At 44.9% G+C, this 19,272-nt stretch carries 15 protein-coding genes; 9 read left to right on the top strand and 6 right to left on the bottom strand.

From position 1 onward, the window contains the following. Nucleotides 1-73: 73 nt before the first annotated feature. Nucleotides 74-904, top strand: coding sequence for a hypothetical protein (locus ACLGGO_RS25745; RefSeq protein WP_446421408.1), 831 nt, complete (start codon nt 74-76; stop codon nt 902-904). A gap of 5 nt (nt 905-909) precedes the next feature. On the opposite strand, the gene ACLGGO_RS25750 is transcribed toward ACLGGO_RS25745, so the two are convergent. The 5 genes from ACLGGO_RS25750 to ACLGGO_RS25770 form a co-directional block, all read right to left on the bottom strand. Continuing rightward, nucleotides 910-1,305: a DUF4280 domain-containing protein gene (locus tag ACLGGO_RS25750; protein WP_446338106.1), complete on the bottom strand. Its 396-nt coding sequence runs from the start codon at nt 1,303-1,305 to the stop codon at nt 910-912. Between the two features lie 58 nt (nt 1,306-1,363). Continuing rightward, entirely contained in the window at nt 1,364-3,310 is a 1,947-nt protein-coding gene (locus ACLGGO_RS25755; protein WP_446421409.1) for a VgrG-related protein, read from the bottom strand. 462 nt (nt 3,311-3,772) lie between these two features. Further along, nucleotides 3,773-4,282 carry a CIS tube protein gene (locus ACLGGO_RS25760; RefSeq protein ID WP_446421410.1) on the bottom strand — a complete coding sequence of 170 codons (510 nt, stop codon included), beginning with the start codon at nt 4,280-4,282 and terminating at the stop codon, nt 3,773-3,775. 376 nt (nt 4,283-4,658) lie between these two features. Further along, complete coding sequence (locus ACLGGO_RS25765; protein WP_446338108.1) at nt 4,659-4,865, bottom strand: hypothetical protein; 207 nt, start codon at nt 4,863-4,865, stop codon at nt 4,659-4,661. A gap of 270 nt (nt 4,866-5,135) precedes the next feature. After that, a complete protein-coding gene (locus ACLGGO_RS25770) occupies nt 5,136-5,366 on the bottom strand; it encodes a hypothetical protein (RefSeq protein ID WP_446338109.1) in 231 nt (76 codons plus the stop codon). Between the two features lie 627 nt (nt 5,367-5,993). Between ACLGGO_RS25770 and ACLGGO_RS25775 the strand changes: the two genes are divergently transcribed. Both ACLGGO_RS25775 and ACLGGO_RS25780 read left to right on the top strand, forming a co-directional pair. Next, nucleotides 5,994-10,508 carry a PAS domain S-box protein gene (locus ACLGGO_RS25775; protein ID WP_446421411.1) on the top strand — a complete coding sequence of 1,505 codons (4,515 nt, stop codon included), beginning with the start codon at nt 5,994-5,996 and terminating at the stop codon, nt 10,506-10,508. 40 nt (nt 10,509-10,548) lie between these two features. Then, the gene (locus tag ACLGGO_RS25780) at nt 10,549-11,604 is read left to right on the top strand and encodes a diguanylate cyclase domain-containing protein (protein WP_446421412.1); all 1,056 of its coding nucleotides are present in this window, start codon (nt 10,549-10,551) and stop codon (nt 11,602-11,604) included. A gap of 47 nt (nt 11,605-11,651) precedes the next feature. Here ACLGGO_RS25780 and ACLGGO_RS25785 read toward each other — a convergent pair whose 3' ends face one another. After that, nucleotides 11,652-11,789, bottom strand: a complete 138-nt coding sequence (locus ACLGGO_RS25785; RefSeq protein WP_446338112.1) for a hypothetical protein — start codon at nt 11,787-11,789, stop codon at nt 11,652-11,654. Between the two features lie 45 nt (nt 11,790-11,834). Between ACLGGO_RS25785 and ACLGGO_RS25790 the strand changes: the two genes are divergently transcribed. The 6 genes from ACLGGO_RS25790 to ACLGGO_RS25815 all read left to right on the top strand — a co-directional run bounded on the left by ACLGGO_RS25790 (nt 11,835) and on the right by ACLGGO_RS25815 (nt 19,116). Continuing rightward, the gene (locus ACLGGO_RS25790) at nt 11,835-13,370 is read left to right on the top strand and encodes an adenylate/guanylate cyclase domain-containing protein (protein ID WP_446421413.1); all 1,536 of its coding nucleotides are present in this window, start codon (nt 11,835-11,837) and stop codon (nt 13,368-13,370) included. Between the two features lie 257 nt (nt 13,371-13,627). Further along, a complete protein-coding gene (locus ACLGGO_RS25795) occupies nt 13,628-14,125 on the top strand; it encodes an HNH endonuclease (RefSeq protein WP_446338114.1) in 498 nt (165 codons plus the stop codon). A 320-nt stretch (nt 14,126-14,445) separates the two neighbouring features. Next, nucleotides 14,446-15,816: an RNA-guided endonuclease InsQ/TnpB family protein gene (locus ACLGGO_RS25800; RefSeq protein ID WP_446338115.1), complete on the top strand. Its 1,371-nt coding sequence runs from the start codon at nt 14,446-14,448 to the stop codon at nt 15,814-15,816. Nucleotides 15,817-15,868: 52 nt separating this feature from the next. Then, the gene (locus tag ACLGGO_RS25805) at nt 15,869-17,140 is read left to right on the top strand and encodes a DHH family phosphoesterase (RefSeq protein ID WP_446338116.1); all 1,272 of its coding nucleotides are present in this window, start codon (nt 15,869-15,871) and stop codon (nt 17,138-17,140) included. A gap of 221 nt (nt 17,141-17,361) precedes the next feature. Further along, nucleotides 17,362-17,865: a phosphohistidine phosphatase SixA gene (sixA, locus tag ACLGGO_RS25810; RefSeq protein ID WP_446421414.1), complete on the top strand. Its 504-nt coding sequence runs from the start codon at nt 17,362-17,364 to the stop codon at nt 17,863-17,865. A gap of 93 nt (nt 17,866-17,958) precedes the next feature. After that, nucleotides 17,959-19,116, top strand: a complete 1,158-nt coding sequence (locus ACLGGO_RS25815) for a citrate synthase (protein WP_446421415.1) — start codon at nt 17,959-17,961, stop codon at nt 19,114-19,116. Nucleotides 19,117-19,272 lie beyond the last annotated feature (156 nt).

Consider the following 19,272-nt stretch of genomic DNA (forward strand, 5'->3'; position numbering starts at 1 on the left):
TTAGGATCAGTGCTACCTTATCAGGGTCTCAAGAATTCAGCTTATTCGCCAAAACCTGAGTCCAGTTAAAGCTATGGAAGTTCATAATTCAGTCATAGGGGCAGAATTTGCACTCAAAAATTATGGAGTTGTTTTGCTCAAAGGAGTCCTCGATACGGCTCAACTTTCCCTTGTTGCTCGATCCGCCACTCAATGTTTTTCTAGCATAGAACAGATTCTTCATGAGCAGGGCATCGAACAGGTCAGTGATTATCTTCCTTTCTACTATTTATTTAATGCCAGCTCCACCTCCGTTAGTCTGTTTGCCCTTGATGATTATCAAGTAACCCGTGCTTTCGAGACGATTTCTCACCAGATGCTGTCTATTTTAGTCAATTCTTTAGCTTATCAGATTTTAGCCCAGATGATGGATAACTCCCTTTTATTTAACCTTTCTCAATCTTGGGTCAGGAAACAGTATGCTCCCTCACACTATCATCCCTTGCATACCCCCCATAGCTGGCATCAAGATGGGGCTTTAGGAGTTACTTTTAACCCTTTGTCGGATAGCAGTAATGACTATATCAGTGAACCGTTAACACCCCTAATTACCTGCTGGATACCGCTGACAGACTGTGGACGAAATCGCCCAAGTCTTCAGTTGATCAGGCGAAATCTAGATCAGCTTCTCCATTATGACTGTTTAAATGAAGTTAAACTCAGACAACGTTTTGCACCCGATGAGTTTTGGTCACCAGAAATGACCCTGGGAGATGTTCTGATTTTCCTCAATGGCACGCTTCACAAAACTTATGTTACTGAAGCTATGACTCAGGATCGAATTAGCGTTGAATTGCGTGTAATGAGTGCTAACAAAATTCCCAAATGGATGAATCAGAATGTATTTATCCCGTTAAAAGAATAATCTCTTCAGAGAACAGTGACTTGAAATTGTCCAGGATTCATAATTTTAATCACACCGCCCCAACTACAGTTACAAACAGCAAAATCAGGGAGTGCCGGTATATTATTAATCTTTGTTTTAATTGCCCCAGGCTTCCAGGGACCAACTGGAACAGGAATACAGGGCATAGGAGTTAATACCCCTAAAGCTGCTGCTGTTGCTGATGCCACGGCTGGATTGGCTATAGAGATACACATCCCAAAAGGTGGTATATTGGCGATTGGAGCAAAGTCCATAATTGTAGCCGCTAACCTACCTTTCACTGATACAGGTGGCCCTTTGGGAATCACAATTAACGAACTGGGTGCTACTCCAAAGGGAATACATTGGAGTGTTGCCCCCATACAAGTTTGCAACGGCATTGTTTATTCCTTTTTTCGATTTTTTGCTTGTTTATGTCAAGTATCCTTCTCATATTTTTTAGCCTAAGCTAACGGTTGGAGCTGACACAGTAATCGCCGCCTTACCCCGTACTGATGTTGTCATGCCACTCAAGTTAGTCATGGATAGGGAATCAATATTAATTCCTGCTGGACTGAGTTCTATCTTGTTACCACCTTGTTTGATGATAATGCTCATTGGTGACATTTCTATAGTGCTGCCGCCTACTCTTAAAGTAATATTCTGTGGAGCTTCTACATTAATGGTTCCCGTTGATTGCATTGTAATATTCCTGCCTTGATCTTTCATTTCATAAGTATGTCCTCCTTGAGTTTTTATGATAATTTTCTTATTCTGATCATCTAAACGTACTTGATTACCATTTTTAGTTTTCGCTTCGATAAATTTATCACTATCATTTAAATATAAATGATGACCATATACTGTATCCAGATAAACCCCTTTTTTACTGCTGCCTTTATCCTCTTCAACAAACTGTAACGTATGACCCGTGCGAGTTTTCAATGTCCGGAGTCTAACTTTACCATCCACTACACTATTCGTCACGGGTTCTGGCGGTTTATCCTTACCATTCCAAACTCCGCCAATGACATAAGGATGATGAATATCCCCATGTTCAAACGCCACTAACACCTCATCATTAATTTCTGGCAAACAGTCAAATCCTCGATTTGTACCCGCACCTGTTCCCACAACACGGGCCCAATAACTCGCATGTTCTTCGGTCAAAGTAGGAAACTTAACTCTGACTCTCCCCCAACTATTCGGATCATTATTATCAGTAACAATGCCTACGAGTAGTGTTTGTCCAGGTTGAAAAGGGGCTTCGTGGGATAGCAGAGGGGGAAAATTATCCCCGCGTAATCCCCGTATCGTGAACTCTGTGGTGTAAACTCGTTCCTCGAATAGATGACGGGTTTCTGTAACGTAATACTTTCCGCTATACTTACCTATATCCTTCAATTTGATGACTCGCCCTGGTCGAATTTTGGGGTTTCCTTCAGCTTTCGCATCAGCCTGAACAAATTCTCCCCCTAATTCATCACAAATAGCTTGAGCAATAGTTCTCGCTTCAGGTGCATTGAAGACAGGTTGGTCTACTAAAATCATCTTGGGTGTGGGGGGCTTTCCTTTAAAACTGGTACTGGTTTTCGCACCGTCCCCGTAATCATTTTTAGTATGAACCTGTCCTCGATTCGCGGTTTCTACAATCGGTAGTTTTTGACTATAGTCCCAGCCTCGGACTTCAACTTCACTGACTTGTTCTGCACTACTGACTCTAACCTGAAAACTATGAACATCTTGAAGCCATTTCAGTTTTAGAGATTCATCGACTTTGGGTTTGCGGAAGTTTAATTTCCCATCCTGAACAAAGAACTCAAAGCCGTTGCGGGCGGCGCGTTCTCGTAAGAATTCGAGATTGGTCTGATTTTCTTGAAAAACATAGCCATTCGACCCATTGATATCTCCATAGCCATAAGGTCCCCCCGTCTCATCAATCTGACCTGTGGGTATCCCGACTTCCCCAGCAATTTTTTTCACAATATCGGTATCGGTCATGTTCTGAAACGAACGATTATATCGCCCTCGCCACAGTCGATGGGAAATATCATATCCGCGAATAATCATTGGCGCTTCGGAGTCACGGGTAAAGTTACACTCCATCGCCGTGATTTCCCCTTCGAGGATGTAATCTTTCTCTTGCGCTTCAAACTCTCGGGCTGCGGTGGTACTTGAAACGAAACCTATCTTAATCGTTTTGCCAATTTCAAATAAGTCACTATGTCGCCAGGTTTGATCCTCCGTGCGCCCAGGAAAGTAATCATTCTTAATCACTAAGGTGAACATTCCAGGAAGATGGAGGCTTTCTTCCAAAGCGATTTCAATAATGTCGTTAAGTAACGCTTCAGAAGCTAACTGACCATCAATTTTTAAAATCGGTTCAGCTACATAAGTGACATCCATGGCGACCTCTAGAATGGAGACTTGGCACACAGTTGTGCCGCTTGCTGGGGATTTACCCAGGGTGAATTGATGTGAGACGGGGGCAATTTAGGTAGAAAGCAGGGGCTTGGGTAATTGAGTTTCTCGTTTTTTGCTGACCTGTTTCTCTTGCCTTAGTTTTACATTTTGTAAACAAATAGGAATAGTGTATTTAAGATGAATTTAGCATTCATCTGTAAAAATTCAACAGGTGACTCTTATAAAAGGTCTGAAGTGACCTAAACTGTTGTATTATCGGTGATTGATCGGGACTGGTTAATGGGTGCGATCGCGCAATCTGAGATCTGTGTAGTTATCCTAACAGATGAATAGTCCCCAAGGGAAAAACCTGTGTAATAAATTGCTAAGTTTTGATAACCTAGCGTAAAGCGGCTCCAAATACAAAATGTCTTAAACAGGTAAGACACGTACACACCCACTACACTAGCGCCCACTACTCTGACGCTGGTTCCCACTCGGTTGGGGCGTTCCCATTCCCGGTTGAGAAACAGACTCATCAATCTCTTCCAAGGTCAGATTAACCGAAACTCGGACGGGTGTCCCATCTGGCAGAAACATGGTCAGGTTATAATCAACTTTTGTAACAAAACAACGAATATACTCCTGGGAACCCCAGGTAAACAAATAAGTGGGAGGACGTTTTTCCTTCCCTTCCCCCGACTCGGCAAAATTCACCGCTTTCTCAAAGGGTTTCAGATAGCGCAGAACACTCTCACCTGTCTCATAAGTATCAAAAATAATGTCGTTAATCGAGAGGGTAACGGGTTCAGGATAAGCAAAGTTAACCTTGGGTAATCCTCGACCCGTTCGTGCTCCGCTACTTTTTGTTAAATTAATTTGCTGGCTAAACGCCAACTGGCTGGGGTTGAACATGAAATCAATTGTTCCCCCACCATCTGTGGAAATAAGCTGGGCTTTAACAAGTTGTGACATGACTGATTCCCTCTGACTCAGTTTTGCCGGCAATTGTCAATGGCTTCACCTCGTCTTACGCTGAGTTTTCCAGAATGACTCTTACTGACTAAGCTGTCATGCATTTAAATTGGGTATTAGTAGCGAGCAAGATGCTCGCACTACAATGCTTTCGCCATTATTGACATTAAGGTTTAAATGCCGAACAGCTTACTCTACCAGAGGGTTCAGAAAAGGGCTTGCCAGTGTTTAGGGTGAGCAGCCAATCTTCTGCCAGGATTGTTTCCTCTACCCTACCTAAATCAAGATACCATCTAGGGACTGCGCTCAACTTTTGTTGAATTAAAGTTTTGCTCGATTATTTTAAGTTTTGTTAAAATGTTTCGGTGGAACATCTCTAAGGTTGTGATACTGTTGTGTCCAATAATTTCACGTAAGCAATGGGGATGACAAGGGGCCAAAATACCGTGGCGATGCCAACGGTGAGGAAAGATAAGACTTTTTGCTGAGGAGATAGTCCCGCTCCTTTTTTGAGAAAGCGTAACCAAGCTGCCGATAAATAAAGCGCAACCAATACGTAAAGACTAACAAGCAAAAGTTTCATATTCAAACTCCAGGTATGAATCCAAACAAGTATTCAAAATCTAAGTAATTATATCAGATGTCTATCAACTTGGCTAATCATTACTTGATTGTAAAGTATAGCTGGATAAGTTATGAAATAGCCATCATGGCTGGGTCTGGTTTCCCGCCTCATCTTTCTTCACAAATCATTGGGATTGGCTCTATTAATGTATTCTGTGTTACTAATCTGGAATCCGGGCAGTATTCAGTTTGTTAGGTACAGTCTTTTTGATCCATACTCCTAATCTTTTTAAACTGGTTCAGCAGAACCTTTCGACGGCTTTGATACGGTAGCGTTTAATAGCTTGGCGTAAGCAATGGGGAGGACAAGGGGCCAAAATACCGTGGCGATGCCAATGGTGAGTAACGATAAGAGGTTTTGCTGAGCAGACAGTCCTGTGCCTTGTTTGAAAAAGCGGAACCAAGCGACCAATAAATAAAGAGAAACAAGGGTATATAGAGTGATAAGCCAAAGGTTCATAGAAAAACTCAATATGTAGATGAAACTCGATGAATCAGATTCTAGATTTTGAGAGATATCTGATTTGTTTTGAACGTTCAGATTATCCTTGATTGTCTAGAGGTATTTTGTGTTACATGTCTTTAACTCCAGTGATATTCAGAGGGCAAAGTTGTGAGGGATTGAGGGGGGAACTGTGATAATTCTCCTGAAATACGATGATGAAGATCACAGTCAAATCCGGGTTACCTATCTTCTTTATCATCTAGTCCAAGAAAGCAGAAATAACTGAACAGTCTAACATCTCCCCCAGCTCCCAGACGCGCTTTTGAAGCGTCTCTACATGCTCCCTCTGCTCCCGCTGCTTCATCGCTGATTTTAAAGTTTAACCACCTGATTGAAAATGGTGTTTTGAGTTAAAATGGTAGACTCGAAGGGTGATCGCTCTGACTATTCCCCCATATCGTGATCCGATTTTAGACTTGAGATTGTAGCCGCTGTGCGGATGGGGAAAAGACGGGTTTGCTTGAAATGTTATTGGTGTTATCTCGATTGCACGCCTAAATCCGCTCCAATAAGCGCTTGATGGGTTTATTCCCAAGCGCAATTAATCATTCATACTGGATAGTTTAAACGTCAGAAATTCCGATGAACATAACCTGGAATATTTCTCCGTTAGGACGATATTTTTTCAACGTCTTAGCCCTGACGCTAATTTATATCGCCACTGCTCAAATTTTTAGCCGTCAGGATATTATCCCCCTTCTCTGGATTCCCGCCGGAATTAGTCAAGCCGCCCTGTTGTTACTGGGGCGCAATCTTTGGCTGGGTGTCGCTTTGGGAGAATTGTCTCGGGCTTTATTGATCGGAATTCCGGGAACTGTTGCGATCGCCTCCTGTTTAGGCTGTACCCTACAAGCTTGGGGGGGTGTGACGTTGGTTCAATTCTGGGATATGCATCCAGGGTTAAACCGTCGCCGGGATGTGGTTAAATTCCTGGTGGGTATGGTTCTATTATCTTCCCTGGTGAGTCCCACTATCCGTTTGCTGGGTGAACGATTAGGGAGTGAAGGGAGTTCAGGGGATTGGCTGCTGTTGTGGTTGAGTAACGCCATGGGACTTTTAATTGTTACACCTGTATTGTTAACTCTGGGTTATTCAATGATCCACTCAGGGGAGACAGGGGGACAGGATGAGAACAAGGGGGTTCTGGAGTTCATTCAAAACCTCGGTTTGGGCGGGTTTAGCAACATTCGGGTGACAACAAATGAGAATAGTCAAACCCACCCCTACACATTCAATACTCAACAATCAACATTCAGTCAGGGCGGGTTTTGTACAAACGTTACTATCAATAGCGAAAAGAAAGTCTCATTACCCGCCCCTAGAAACCATTCCCTGGAAGGTTGTGAAGGATCAACAATCATTTTGCAGGTTGGAGTCTGGCTGATTGGATTGGGAATAGTGAGTGGTTTGGTGTTTGGTGTCTTCTCCAATTCCGCGATAGTCGTAACCGAAGATAGTATAACCGCTTCTAATCCAATGGGAGTCCAATTTCATCAAAAACTTGCCACTCAGTTAACAGAGTTGTTGTATCAGTCTCTAGGTCAGGCTGACTTAAAGTATTTACTATTTCCTTTCATCTTATGGGCAGCCCTGCAATGGGGTCAACAGATAACCGCATTGGGTATCATGGTTGTGGCAAGTGTTGCCTTTTGGCAATCAGCTGAGGCGTTTGAATCGCTTAATTGGGTTATTTTATCCCAAGATGGGTTTATCGCCGTTTTTGCTATCACCGCCCTCATTGTCGCCGCTACGATAACCGATCGCGCCACCGCTTACCAGGAATTGTGCGATCGCGAAACTCATTCTCGCCATATCTTTGCACGTCTCCAACAAACCTTTGAGGAACGAACCGCCGCCCTGAAAGCTGCTAATCGCCAACTTTTGGCGGAAGTGGTGGAACAAAAGCGGATGGAGAAGGCGCTGCGAAAAAATGATCAACGCCTCTCCCTGTTGGTTAAACAAACTCCCCTGGCGGTAATTGAATGGAATACGGATGGGGAAATTGTTGATTGGAATCCCGCCGCTGAAACCATTTTTGGCTATCATCGGGACGAAGCTTTGGGTCATCCTTCCACTCTAATTGTGCCACCGGCTGCCCAAGCCCAAATTAAACAAATTAAAGCCAGACTTTGGCACGACAAACAAGTTGCTCGTTCCTGTAATCAGAATATCACTAAAGATGGCAGAACGATTGTTTGCGAATGGTATAATACTCCTCTAATTGATAACCACGGTAACCTCTTGGGTATCGCCTCTATGGCATTGGATATTACCCAACGCCAGGAAACCCAAACTGCTTTACGGGAGAGTGAGGAACGGTTTGCCCTAGCGATTCAAGCCAATGATAGTGGACTCTTTGATATTAACGTTAAAACCAATACCTACTATTATTCCCCCCAATTTCTCCATTTAATTGGCTATCCCGAAAATTACGATAGTCCCAGCTTTGATGAATTGATAGCGCGGGTTCCTCCAGAGGATCACTCTAGGGTCAAAGCCACGATGGAGCAACTTTTTAGCGGCGAACTTTCCCAATGGAAATTAGAGTTTCGCATGGTACACACTGATGGGTCAACCCCTTGGTTTTTATCCCGCGGATTGGTACTACGGGATAAACAGGGTAAGGTGACACGAATTGTCGGGACGCATACTGATATTAGCGATCGCAAACAAGCAGAAGCGGCGTTACTCGATAGAGAGGAACAATTCCGCCAACTCGCAGAAAATATTCGGGAAGTGTTCTTTTTAACCACGCCCGATTTAAGCCGCATGTTTTATCTGAGTCCAGCTTATGAGGAAGTCTGGGGACGTTCCCGCGAAAGTCTTTACGATCAGCCGATGACCTGGTTAGATAATATTCATCCCTATGATCGCGATCGCGTTGCAGAAGCTTTAGGCAAACAACTGCAAGGAGAACAAGACTTTGAAGAAGAATACCGCATTTTACGCCCCGACGGGAGTGAACGTTGGGTTTGGGTGCGGACGTTTCGGGTGTTCAACGAAACGGGTAAAATGAACCGCATTGCTGGGATTGCCGAAGATATCACTGAACGCAAACATTCCGAAGCCGAATTGCGTCGCCAAACCCTACAACGGCAACTCTTTGCCGAAATTACGCTCAAGATTCGCCAATCCTTACAACTGGATGCTATCCTGCAAACTACAGTAACCGAAGTGCGCCGGATCTTGCAAGTTGATCGGGTAGTAATCTACCAACTCAACGCCGATGGAACGGGGGTAATCATGACTGAAGCCGTGGTTCCTGGCTGGACACCGATTCAAGGACAGGAGATTTACGATCCCTGTTTTCGGGAAGGCTATTTAGAACAATATCGCCAAGGACGTATTCGCGCGATCGAAGATCTCTACCAAGCCAACCTGGAACCCTGCCATATCAAACTCTTAAAACCCTTTGGCGTCAGAGCCTATTTAGTTGTTCCTATTTTACAACGAGACAACCTCTGGGGTCTATTAATTGCCCATCAATGTAGTGGTCCGCGACAGTGGGAAATGTTTGAAATTGAACTGTTGAGTCAACTAGCGGATCAGGTAGGAATTGCCCTCGCCCAGAGTCAACTTTTAGAAGAACAAACCCGAATTAGTCAACAATTAGCCGAAAAGAATCTCCACCTGGAACAAGCCCGCCAAGAAGCCGAATCCGCCAATAATGCCAAAAGCGAATTTTTGGCAAATATGAGTCATGAACTCCGCACACCCCTCAACGGTATTTTAGGCTATGTCCAAGTGCTCAAACGCGAACCCCATCCTACCGCCAAGCAACAGCAAGGACTGAGTATCATTCAACAGTGTGGCGAACATCTGTTAACCCTACTTAACGATATCTTAGACCTGTCTAAAATTGAAGCCCGGAAAATGGACTTATGTTTAAGCGAGTTTCAGTTCCCCCATTTTCTGGAGGGAATTATTGAAATGGTTCGCATCCGGGCTGACGAAAAAGCTATTGCCTTTCACTATGAACCCCTCTCCCCCCTACCTAAAATTGTCCGGGGTGATGAAAAACGACTGCGACAAGTGTTAATTAATCTGTTGGGGAATGCAATTAAATTTACGGATCAGGGGAATATTACATTTAAAGTTGGCTATGTCTCAGCCCCTCAATCGGAGACGGAATCATCCCGAAAAATGCGATTTCAGATTCAAGATACAGGAATTGGGATTGCTGCTGAACAATTAACCAATATATTTTTACCCTTCCATCAAATTGAAAATCGGAATCGACAGGTGGAAGGAACGGGATTAGGATTGGCGATTAGTCAACGGTTAGTCCAACTCCTTGGCGGCGAACTTCATGTAGAAAGTTATGTGGGTCAAGGAAGTACCTTTTCTGTCGATTTAGATTTACCCGCCGTCTCTCCAGACCAAGCAATAGATGTAGTAGAAGATCAAATTATTATTGGGTTTCGCGGTCATCGGCGCAAAATCTTGGTTGCCGATGATCAGTGGCAAAATCGCTCAATTTTTGTCAATTTATTGTTACCATTAGGGTTTGAGGTACTTGAAGCCATCAATGGTGAAGACTGTCTCCAGCAAGCCCAAGAAGAACACCCCGACGCGATTTTAATGGATTTGATGATGCCAAAACTTGATGGATTAGAGGCGACGCGACGGTTACGAAAAATTCCTGCGTTACGAGATATCGTAGTCTTGGCGATTTCAGCTAGCGTTTTCGGGGAAAAACAACAGCAATCTATCACGGCAGGTTGTAATGATTTTATCGGGCAACCTGTACAAGCCAAAACCCTCTTTGCTACCCTGCAAAAGCATCTAAACTTAGAATGGATTTATGAATCCACTGAAGCACCCAGTAGTGTTTACCCTGGGGAAAAACTGCCCGAACAAAAACCAGAGGTTTCGATTACTCCTTCAGAGATTGTCGCGCCGCCCCTAAAGGAAATGACGATTCTCTATGAATTAGCCATGATGGGTGATATCAAAGGGATTAGTGAGCAAGCGGATAAGTTAGAAAAACTCGATTCGCAATGGGTTCTATTTGCCAAGAAGCTGCGCCGCTTAGCCAACGGGTTTCAGGAGAAACAAATTCTGGAGTTTGTGAAAAGATACATGAATGACAAATGACGAATGACGTAGCTTGCTTCTCGCTTGGCGAGTATGACAAATGATAAATGATAAAGAGACGATTCTCATTGTTGATGATAATCTCACGAACTCAGAAGTGCTGTTAAATTTTGTGAGTGAGGCGGGGTTCCAGGTTATCGTGGCAAGGGATGGTGAAAGCGCAATCAAAAAAGCTGAATTAGAGCATCCCGATATCATTTTGCTGGATGTGATTATGCCGGGAATTGATGGGTTTGAAACCTGTCGGCGTCTGAAAGCTAATCCAGCTACCTACGATATGCCGGTAATTTTCCTCACAGCACTGTCTCAAACGGCGGTTATTATCAAAGGATTTGAATTAGGTGCGGTTGATTATATTATTAAGCCCACCCAACAGGAAATTGTGTTGGCACGAGTGAACACCCATCTGACGATTCAAAAGCTACGCCGGAATCTGCAAGTCCAAAATCAGCAACTTCAACAAGAGATTCAGCAGCGTCAGGAGGCTGAGGCGAAACTGCAAAAAGCCAATGCTCAACTGAAGCGTTTGGCAACGTTAGATAGTTTAACTAAGGTGGCGAATCGGCATCGATTTGATGAATATTTTAACCAAGTGTGGCGGATTGCCCGACGAGAGCAATGGGTGTTGTCGTTGCTCTTATGTGATGTAGACTATTTCAAACTCTACAATGATAGCAAGGGTCACCAAGCTGGGGATGAATGTTTGTATCAGGTGGCGCAAGCGATGAAACAGGTGGTAAAGCGCCCCGCCGATTTAGTCGCCCGCTATGGAGGAGAAGAATTTGCGGTGATTCTACCCAATACCCCAGCCAAAGGCGCATTACAAGTTGCTCAATTCATTCAGACGTCGCTGAATCAGTTAGGTTTGACCCATCCGCGATCGCCGATTAAGAATTCTGTCACATTGAGTGTGGGGGTATCTAGCACTGTTCCTTGTCACCACACCTGTCCGGAAGCGCTGATCAGGGCGGCGGATCAAGCATTGTATCGAGCAAAAGAAACGGGACGCGATCGCACGGTTTTTATGCCACTCGACGATCCTCACAATCACAGTGTATGCTCAATACCTTCAGCCTCTGGCTCCTTACCGAATTGATCAGCCCTGGTGTAGGGGTGGCTCTTGAGAGGAAAACAGGGAATCTTCTACCGGGGACAAAGTAACTTCCAAAGTAGGGCTGCGATCGCCAATTGTTTACCGTTCATGGCAAGTTCACCAGAAAATGAACCATGAACGATTAAAAACATTTCGTTATACCACACCAAGCCAGCTACATCGTTCATAGCAAGTTCACCAGAAAATGAACCATGAACTATGAACTATGAACTATGAACCAAACCACTTTAACCCCGATGAATGATGAACAGTTATTACAAGGCGTCATCGTTATTGTCGATGATACTCCCCATAATCTCGGTGTCCTCTTTGACTTTTTAACCGATTCTGGCTTCAGAGTTTTGGTGGCGCAGGATGGGCAAAGCGCTCTGCAAAAAGTCGAGTATGCCAAACCCGATCTCATCTTACTGGATGTAATGATGCCAGGGATTGATGGCTTTGAAACCTGTCGCCGCCTGAAAGCGAATCCAGCAACTCGAGATATCCCAGTCATTTTTCTGAGTGCGCTATCTGATGCTGTCGATAAAGTCAAAGGCTTGAATCTGGGAGCAGTAGACTTTATCACCAAACCCGTGCAGCAGGAAGAAGTCAAAGCCAGAGTGACGACGCATTTAGCACTTCGGAACCTGCAAAAGCGGCTAGAGGAGCAAAATCTGCAACTCCAAGCCGAAATTCAAGAACGACAACGAGTAGAAGCTTCCCTGCGCCAAGCTGAAGAGAAATATCGCAGTATCTTTGAACGAGCCACCGAGGGCATTTTCCAAGCCACTCCTGAGGGACGCTACATCACCGCTAATCCAGCCTTAGCCAAAATTTTAGGCTATACCTCACCCGAAGATCTCATGAAACAGGTGAGGAATATTGGGGAGCAACTTTATGTTGAACCCACACGCCAGGAAGAGTTAGCCGCTTTAATGCAGCGCTACGATACCTTATCCGATTTTCAGTCCCAGGTTTATCGTAAAGATGGCAGCATTATTTGGATTGTGGAAAATATCGATACGGTTAAAGATGAAGCGGCTAAACTCCTCTACTACGAAGGGACAGTATCCGATATTACCGAACAAAAACAAGCCGAAGTTGCCCTCAATCGCGCCCGCAAACGCGCCGAACTGTTACTTTTGAATATCTTACCCCAACCGGTGGCGGAGCTGTTGAAGCGGGGTCAGCACACGATCGCAGAAAGTTTTAAAGGGGTAACGATTATGTTTGCCGATCTGGTCAATTTCACCAAATTTTCCACTCAAACCTCACCCACCCAACTGGTTGAACTGCTGAATCAGATTTTCTCCAAATTTGACCGACTGGTTGAGGAACATGGCGTGGAAAAAATTAAAACGATTGGCGATGCTTATATGGTGGCGGCGGGACTACCTCGGCGGCGTCTGGATCATGCTCAGGCGATCGCACAGATGGCTTTAGATATGCAGCGAGCCATTACTGAATTTAACCAAGAGACTGGAGAAAATTTTCGCCTGAGGATTGGGATCAATAGCGGTCCTGTCGTCGCGGGTGTCATTGGCATCAAGAAATTTAGCTACGATTTGTGGGGTGATACCGTGAATACCGCTAGCCGTATGGAGTCTCACGGTTTACCCGGTCGCATTCAAGTAACCCGGGCAACCTATGAATTGCTCAAAGATGAATACGACTTTGAGGAACGTGGTGTGGTTCTGATTAAAGGTAAGGGAGAAATGACCACCTATTGGCTCAAGGATAAAAAAATTCAAATTTTTGATCGACCTTGATATGCACTTAATGATTTAACTCCTGTATTTAGTGTAGGAATGATTAATATCAAACCTTAAAACACTAGATATAGGATAGAACGGACTTAAAACTGAGACTAAACCCCCAAGCTCAGGGGAAGTTTTTCGGCGTTGGAGAATGAAAAACCAGCGATCGCGATCATGTTCAGATCTGATAAGTGATCATTAAAACCTTACCCAGATCCATCAACCTGTGCTAATATCTGGGATAATATTCACATTATTTCGATCTCCTAATGAGCAAGGTTCTGGTGTTAAACGCCTCCTACGAACCGCTCAATGTCACCAATTGGCGACGAGCGGTTGTCTTGATGCTCAAAGGCAAAGCGGAACAAATTGAACACAACGGCAAATATATCTACCCAGAGTTACCGCTACCCACCGTTATTAGGTTGCGCCATTACGTTCGGGTTCCTTACAAAGAAATTCCTTTAACCCGCCGCAATATCCTCTACCGTGATAGTCATTCTTGTCAATACTGCGGATACACGGGTGATGATTTAACCCTCGATCATGTGATTCCTCGTTCTCGACAAGGGGGAGATTCTTGGGAAAACATTGTCACCGCCTGTGTGCGTTGTAATGTCAAAAAAGGGAACCGAACGCCTAAGGAAGCCAACATGATGTTGCGACATCAACCCCGCAAGCCCTATAGCAGTCTTCATTTTGAGGTGGCTAAACAGGTTAAAGGTGGAGTTCATCAGGAGTGGCGAAAGTATGTGATTGGCGTTTGACATCCTCACCACCCTACAAGGACGGTGATTCCCTACCAGTCACACAGTGATAACTGAATGTACTCAAGGGTGGGGTAAGGCTCCTACGGTAACTCGAGCTATAGCCGAGGCTTCTCAACCGGGCTTTAGCCCAACATTTCTCGTCCATACGATAGTATGGACTCTCTTCAAGCGGCAGTCAATTTTAGCTAACCCGGCGATTCATCCCACGCTCAATCAAAGATTTGAGCGTGGGATGAATCGCCAGTATTAAAAGTTTATTTCTACCTGATTATTGGGTTTGCAGGTGTTATAATAAAATGAAAGGGAGGTGATAAAAATTGAAGCGAAGCAAAGACACGTTTAAGTTGAATTACCAGTATCAGATTGTGCAGGACAAACAACAGGCTTACCAGCTAAACAACTGGCTGCATAAACTATGCCGGATACATAATCTGATGCTAGAGGAAAGGTTTAACTGGTGGGAGTGTAACCGCCGCCCAGTCAATGCTTGCTCAATTTTTGTCACCCATTTAGCAGAACTTAAAGACCAGCCAACCTATTACTCACAGAAACGGGCTACCCATTGGTCAAGGGAAGCTTTTAAGCACCTATACAAGGGAGTTCACTCACAGGTAATTCAAGAGGCGATTAAGCGAGTAGAGGATGCGTTTACTCGTTTTGTTGCAGGAGATTCAAATGGGAAACGAAGTGGAAAACCTCGGTTTAAGTCGCTGCGGCGATACCGGACATTTTCGATTCCCCAATTAAAACCAGATTGTCTCACCGTTGTTCCTAATCCTCATCGGCGCAAAAATGGTAGCACGCGGCGCGATATTGCTTATATAAACCTGCCCAAAATCGGTCAGGTTAAGCTTATCTATCATCGCCCAATCCCAGAAGGGTTCACTATTAAAGCGGCACTGGTGTCGCGTCGTGCCGATGGTTGGTATATCTGCTTAACCTTAGAGGACAAGACCGTTCCTAGTCTGAAATCACCAGAGATAGAAGCAACGGAAGAGAATTCCCTTGGCTTAGATGTGGGGCTAGAGAAGTTCTGGACAGCCTCAGATGGTGAGGTTGAACCAATTCAGCAACACTACCGTAAGTCTGAGTCAAAGCTGACAAAGTTGGCTAACCGTAAAGATAGCAAACCTCACCAATCAGCATCACGACGAAAGCTGGCGAAAAAGATATCGAAACACCACCAGAGGTTGCAGCGTAAGCGGAAGCAGTTTCATTATGAGTCGGCTACAAAACTGGTGAGTCGGGACGAGCAGGTATTCTTTGTCGAGGACATCAAGCCGGGAAACCTGTCCCGGAAAAACAAACTCAAGCAGGATGAAAATGGAAAATATTTACCCAATGGTCAGAGTGCCAAATCAGGCTTAAACAAGTCGATCAATGATGCTGGCTGGAGTCAATTCCTTTCAATTCTCACTTACAAAGCTGCGAAAGCTGGTAAGTCGGTGGTGAAAGTTAAACCCCATGATACAAGCCAGATATGTTCTTGTTGTAATCGTTATCAAGAAAAAGATTTATCTGTCCGAATACACGAATGTTTATGCGGATTGATTTTGGACAGAGACTGGAATGCAGCGATTAACATCAAGAAAGTGGGGCTGGGCATATTCCCCACTATAAAACGCCGGAAGCGTAGTCGTAAGACTACGACAAAGGAAGCCTACACTGTACCCGTAGGGTCAGTGTAGGAGGATGTCACAAGCTGCGATACTAAACCAACAGCTAAATACCTTGCCCGCTATGGAATCCAACCCCCTGAAATCTGTCAATAATAACGCTCTACACAATAAAACATCAGGTTCGGATGGGAGTGATGGAGTTTCACGACAACAGAAAGCTTCCCCAAAAAATCCTAATAACCGCAGTAGTAGTAGCCGCGAACCTCGGCAGCATGTTGATGCTTCCGAAAGCAAAATAGGAGAACTGCAAAAGGTTTTAGATCGTCACAGTTCAGAACGCCAGCTCATTGTCATTCAAGATTTTCCTGATCCTGATGCTTTATCGAGTGCTTGGGCGTACCAGTTAATTGCCCAACAGTACAATATCCAATGTGACATTGTATATGCCGGAACTCTGTCTCATCAGGAAAACATCGCCTTGGTCAAACTGACCAACTTGCCAGCTAAGCGCTGGGGGATTCAGACATTGAAGGATCGGGATTTTTCGGTGTATCAAGGTTGTGTTCTGGTTGACAACCAGGGAACCACAACCCAGTTAATGCCCTTTGTCAAACAAGCAGGTATCCCCATTGTTGTCCTGATTGACCATCACAATCCTCAGGGTAATCTGGAAGCAGAATTTGCCGATTTGCGACCTCAGACAAGGGCAACCGCCACTATCCTCAGCCAATACCTGCAAAAGGGTTTACTCAAGCTTGATAGTAGTATTAGCACCCATGTCAAGTGCGCCACAGCACTAATGCACGGTTTACGTGCCGATACCGATCGCCTGATGCGGGCGAGGGAAGAGGATTTCTTAGCGGCGGCGTATTTGAGTCGTTTCTATGATGTACAGTTGCTCAATGCTGTCCTGCAAACGGCGCGATCGCGACGAGTGATGGATGTGATCGAGCGATCGCTGAAAAATCGCATTGTCCAGAATAATTTCTCGATCGCGGGAGTGGGCTATTTACGTTACGATGACCGCGATGCGATTCCTCAAGCGGCTGACTTTTTGGTGACTGAAGAAAATGTCCACACGGCTGTGGTTTACGGTATTGTCCACAACGAAGACGAAGAAGTCGAAGTAGTAATTGGTTCCTTGAGAACCAATAAAATTACCCTTGATCCCGACGAATTTATTAAAGAAGCCTTTGGTCAAGACAATCAGGGGCGATTCTTTGGTGGCGGACGCATGACCGCCGGCGGCTTTGAAATCCCCATTGGCTTTTTAGGTGGCTTTAATGACAATACCGAATTCACTAAGCTCAAGTGGGAAGTATTTGATATTCAAATCAAGCAAAAACTCTGGCGCTTAGTTAATCCCAAAGATAATTTGATTCACACCGATTAAACAAGTGTTGCTCTCCAACATTGCAGGCGCTCACGATTTTCCATGATTTTTGTAGGGGCGGGTTGAGGGATTAACATTGATTGTTTCCGACAACTGTGATGCAAAACCAGCCCTTGTTTTATTGGGTGAGAGCAAAAAATTCGCGAGCATCATCAATAAAATCTTGATTGTGTTCCTAGAGAACCTTACGATCTTAATTTTCAGGACAAAATAAAAAACAGATGACGATAGAACTGTACTTGATCCGTCATGGCATCGCTGCCGATCGCGAAGACTATCCGAACGATGAAGATCGTCCCCTGACGAGCAAAGGGCGCAAGAAGACAACCAAAGTCGCCAAGCAACTGCGCGATCGCGGTTTGCATTTTGACCACATATTGACCAGTCCCTTAGTCCGAGCGCGAGAAACCGCCGCGATTCTGCAAGACGTAGGTTTGGGTGAGCAACTCGACGAATTTCCCAGCCTTGCGCCTGATGGGGATATCAATACCTGGGTTAGCTGGCTACAGGAGTGGCGTCAAAACCGAAACGGTGCAGGCTGTTTGGCGTTAGTCGGTCATCAACCGGATTTAGGCAATTGGGCAGAATTGTTGGTTTGGGGAGAAGCAGGGGAAAAACTTGTCCTCAAGAAAGCGGGCGTTATCGGGTTAAACCTGAAAGAAACGGGAGTTCCTCTGGGTCAAAGTGAGCTATTTTTGCTCACGTCGCCAAAATGGCTGATCTAGTCTGATCTTTAAGAATTTGTGTAACACACACTACTAATCTGACAGTTTCTGGTAAGTTAGCCTGAGAACACTTCAAACGTATTTGGTAGTTCTATGACTGTCTGTGAGTATAAACCAGGTTTAGAAGGCATTCCCGCTGCCCAATCCAGTATCAGCTATGTTGATGGAAAACAGGGGATATTAGAGTATCGTGGTATTCGGATTGAAGAACTCGCCACAAGAAGCACATTCCTAGAAACCGCCTATCTTCTGATATGGGGTGAGCTACCAACCAAGGATGAGCTAGAAGCGTTTGAGACGGAAATTCGTTACCATCGACGGATTAAATATCGGATTCGGGACATGATGAAATGTTTCCCGGAAACCGGACATCCGATGGATGCACTGCAAGCCTCTGCAGCAGCATTGGGTCTTTTTTACTCAAAACGCGCTCTCCCAAATCCCCATTACATCCGGGAAGCGGTTGTCCGCTTGTTGGCGAAAATCCCAACAATGGTAGCAGCATTTAAGCTGATGCGGAAGGGGAATGACCCGGTGAAGCCGAACGACAATTTAGACTATTCCGCTAATTTTCTGTATATGCTCACTGAGCAAGAACCTGATCCCCTAGAGGCTCACGTCTTTGATGTTTGCTTAACACTCCATGCTGAACATACCATGAATGCGTCTACGTTCTCAGCCATGGTGACGGCTTCGACGCTAACTGACCCCTATGGGGTGATTGCATCAGCCGTAGGCACCCTAGCCGGTCCCTTGCATGGAGGAGCGAATGAAGAAGTGATTACGATGCTCGAAGAAATTGGCTCAGTGGGAAATGTTCGTCCCTATCTAGAAGATTGCTTGCAGCGCAAGTCAAAAATCATGGGATTCGGTCACCGTGTCTATAAGGTCAAAGATCCGCGAGCTACAATTCTACAGCATTTAGCCGAACAACTGTTTGAGAAGTTTGGTTCGGATAAATACTACGAAATTGCCCAGGAGTTAGAACAGGCGGTTGAGGAAAAACTGGGATATAAAGGGATTTACGCGAATGTAGATTTCTATTCCGGTTTGGTTTATCGGAAACTCGGTATTCCCACCGACTTGTTTACCCCCATATTCGCGATCGCACGGGTAGCCGGTTGGCTGGCGCACTGGAAGGAACAACTAGCAGAAAACCGGATTTTCCGACCCACCCAGATTTATACCGGCGATCACGACATCGCTTATGTTCCTATCCATGAACGGCAATCACAAATCCCGTTAGTGTAAAACAGGTAGATCGCTTCTCCCCAAAACTAGAGTGAAAGGAGGAGCGATCGCTATTTGTTACCGATGGTTTCGTGGAGAAATTGACATCCTCCCCCGGCTAAAGAGCGCGGGGGATTCCTCACCACGCCACCTTTTTAGGGGTGGTCGCTGATTGGG

The organism is Coleofasciculus sp., assembly GCF_046565525.1.
Lineage (GTDB): Bacteria > Cyanobacteriota > Cyanobacteriia > Cyanobacteriales > Coleofasciculaceae > Coleofasciculus.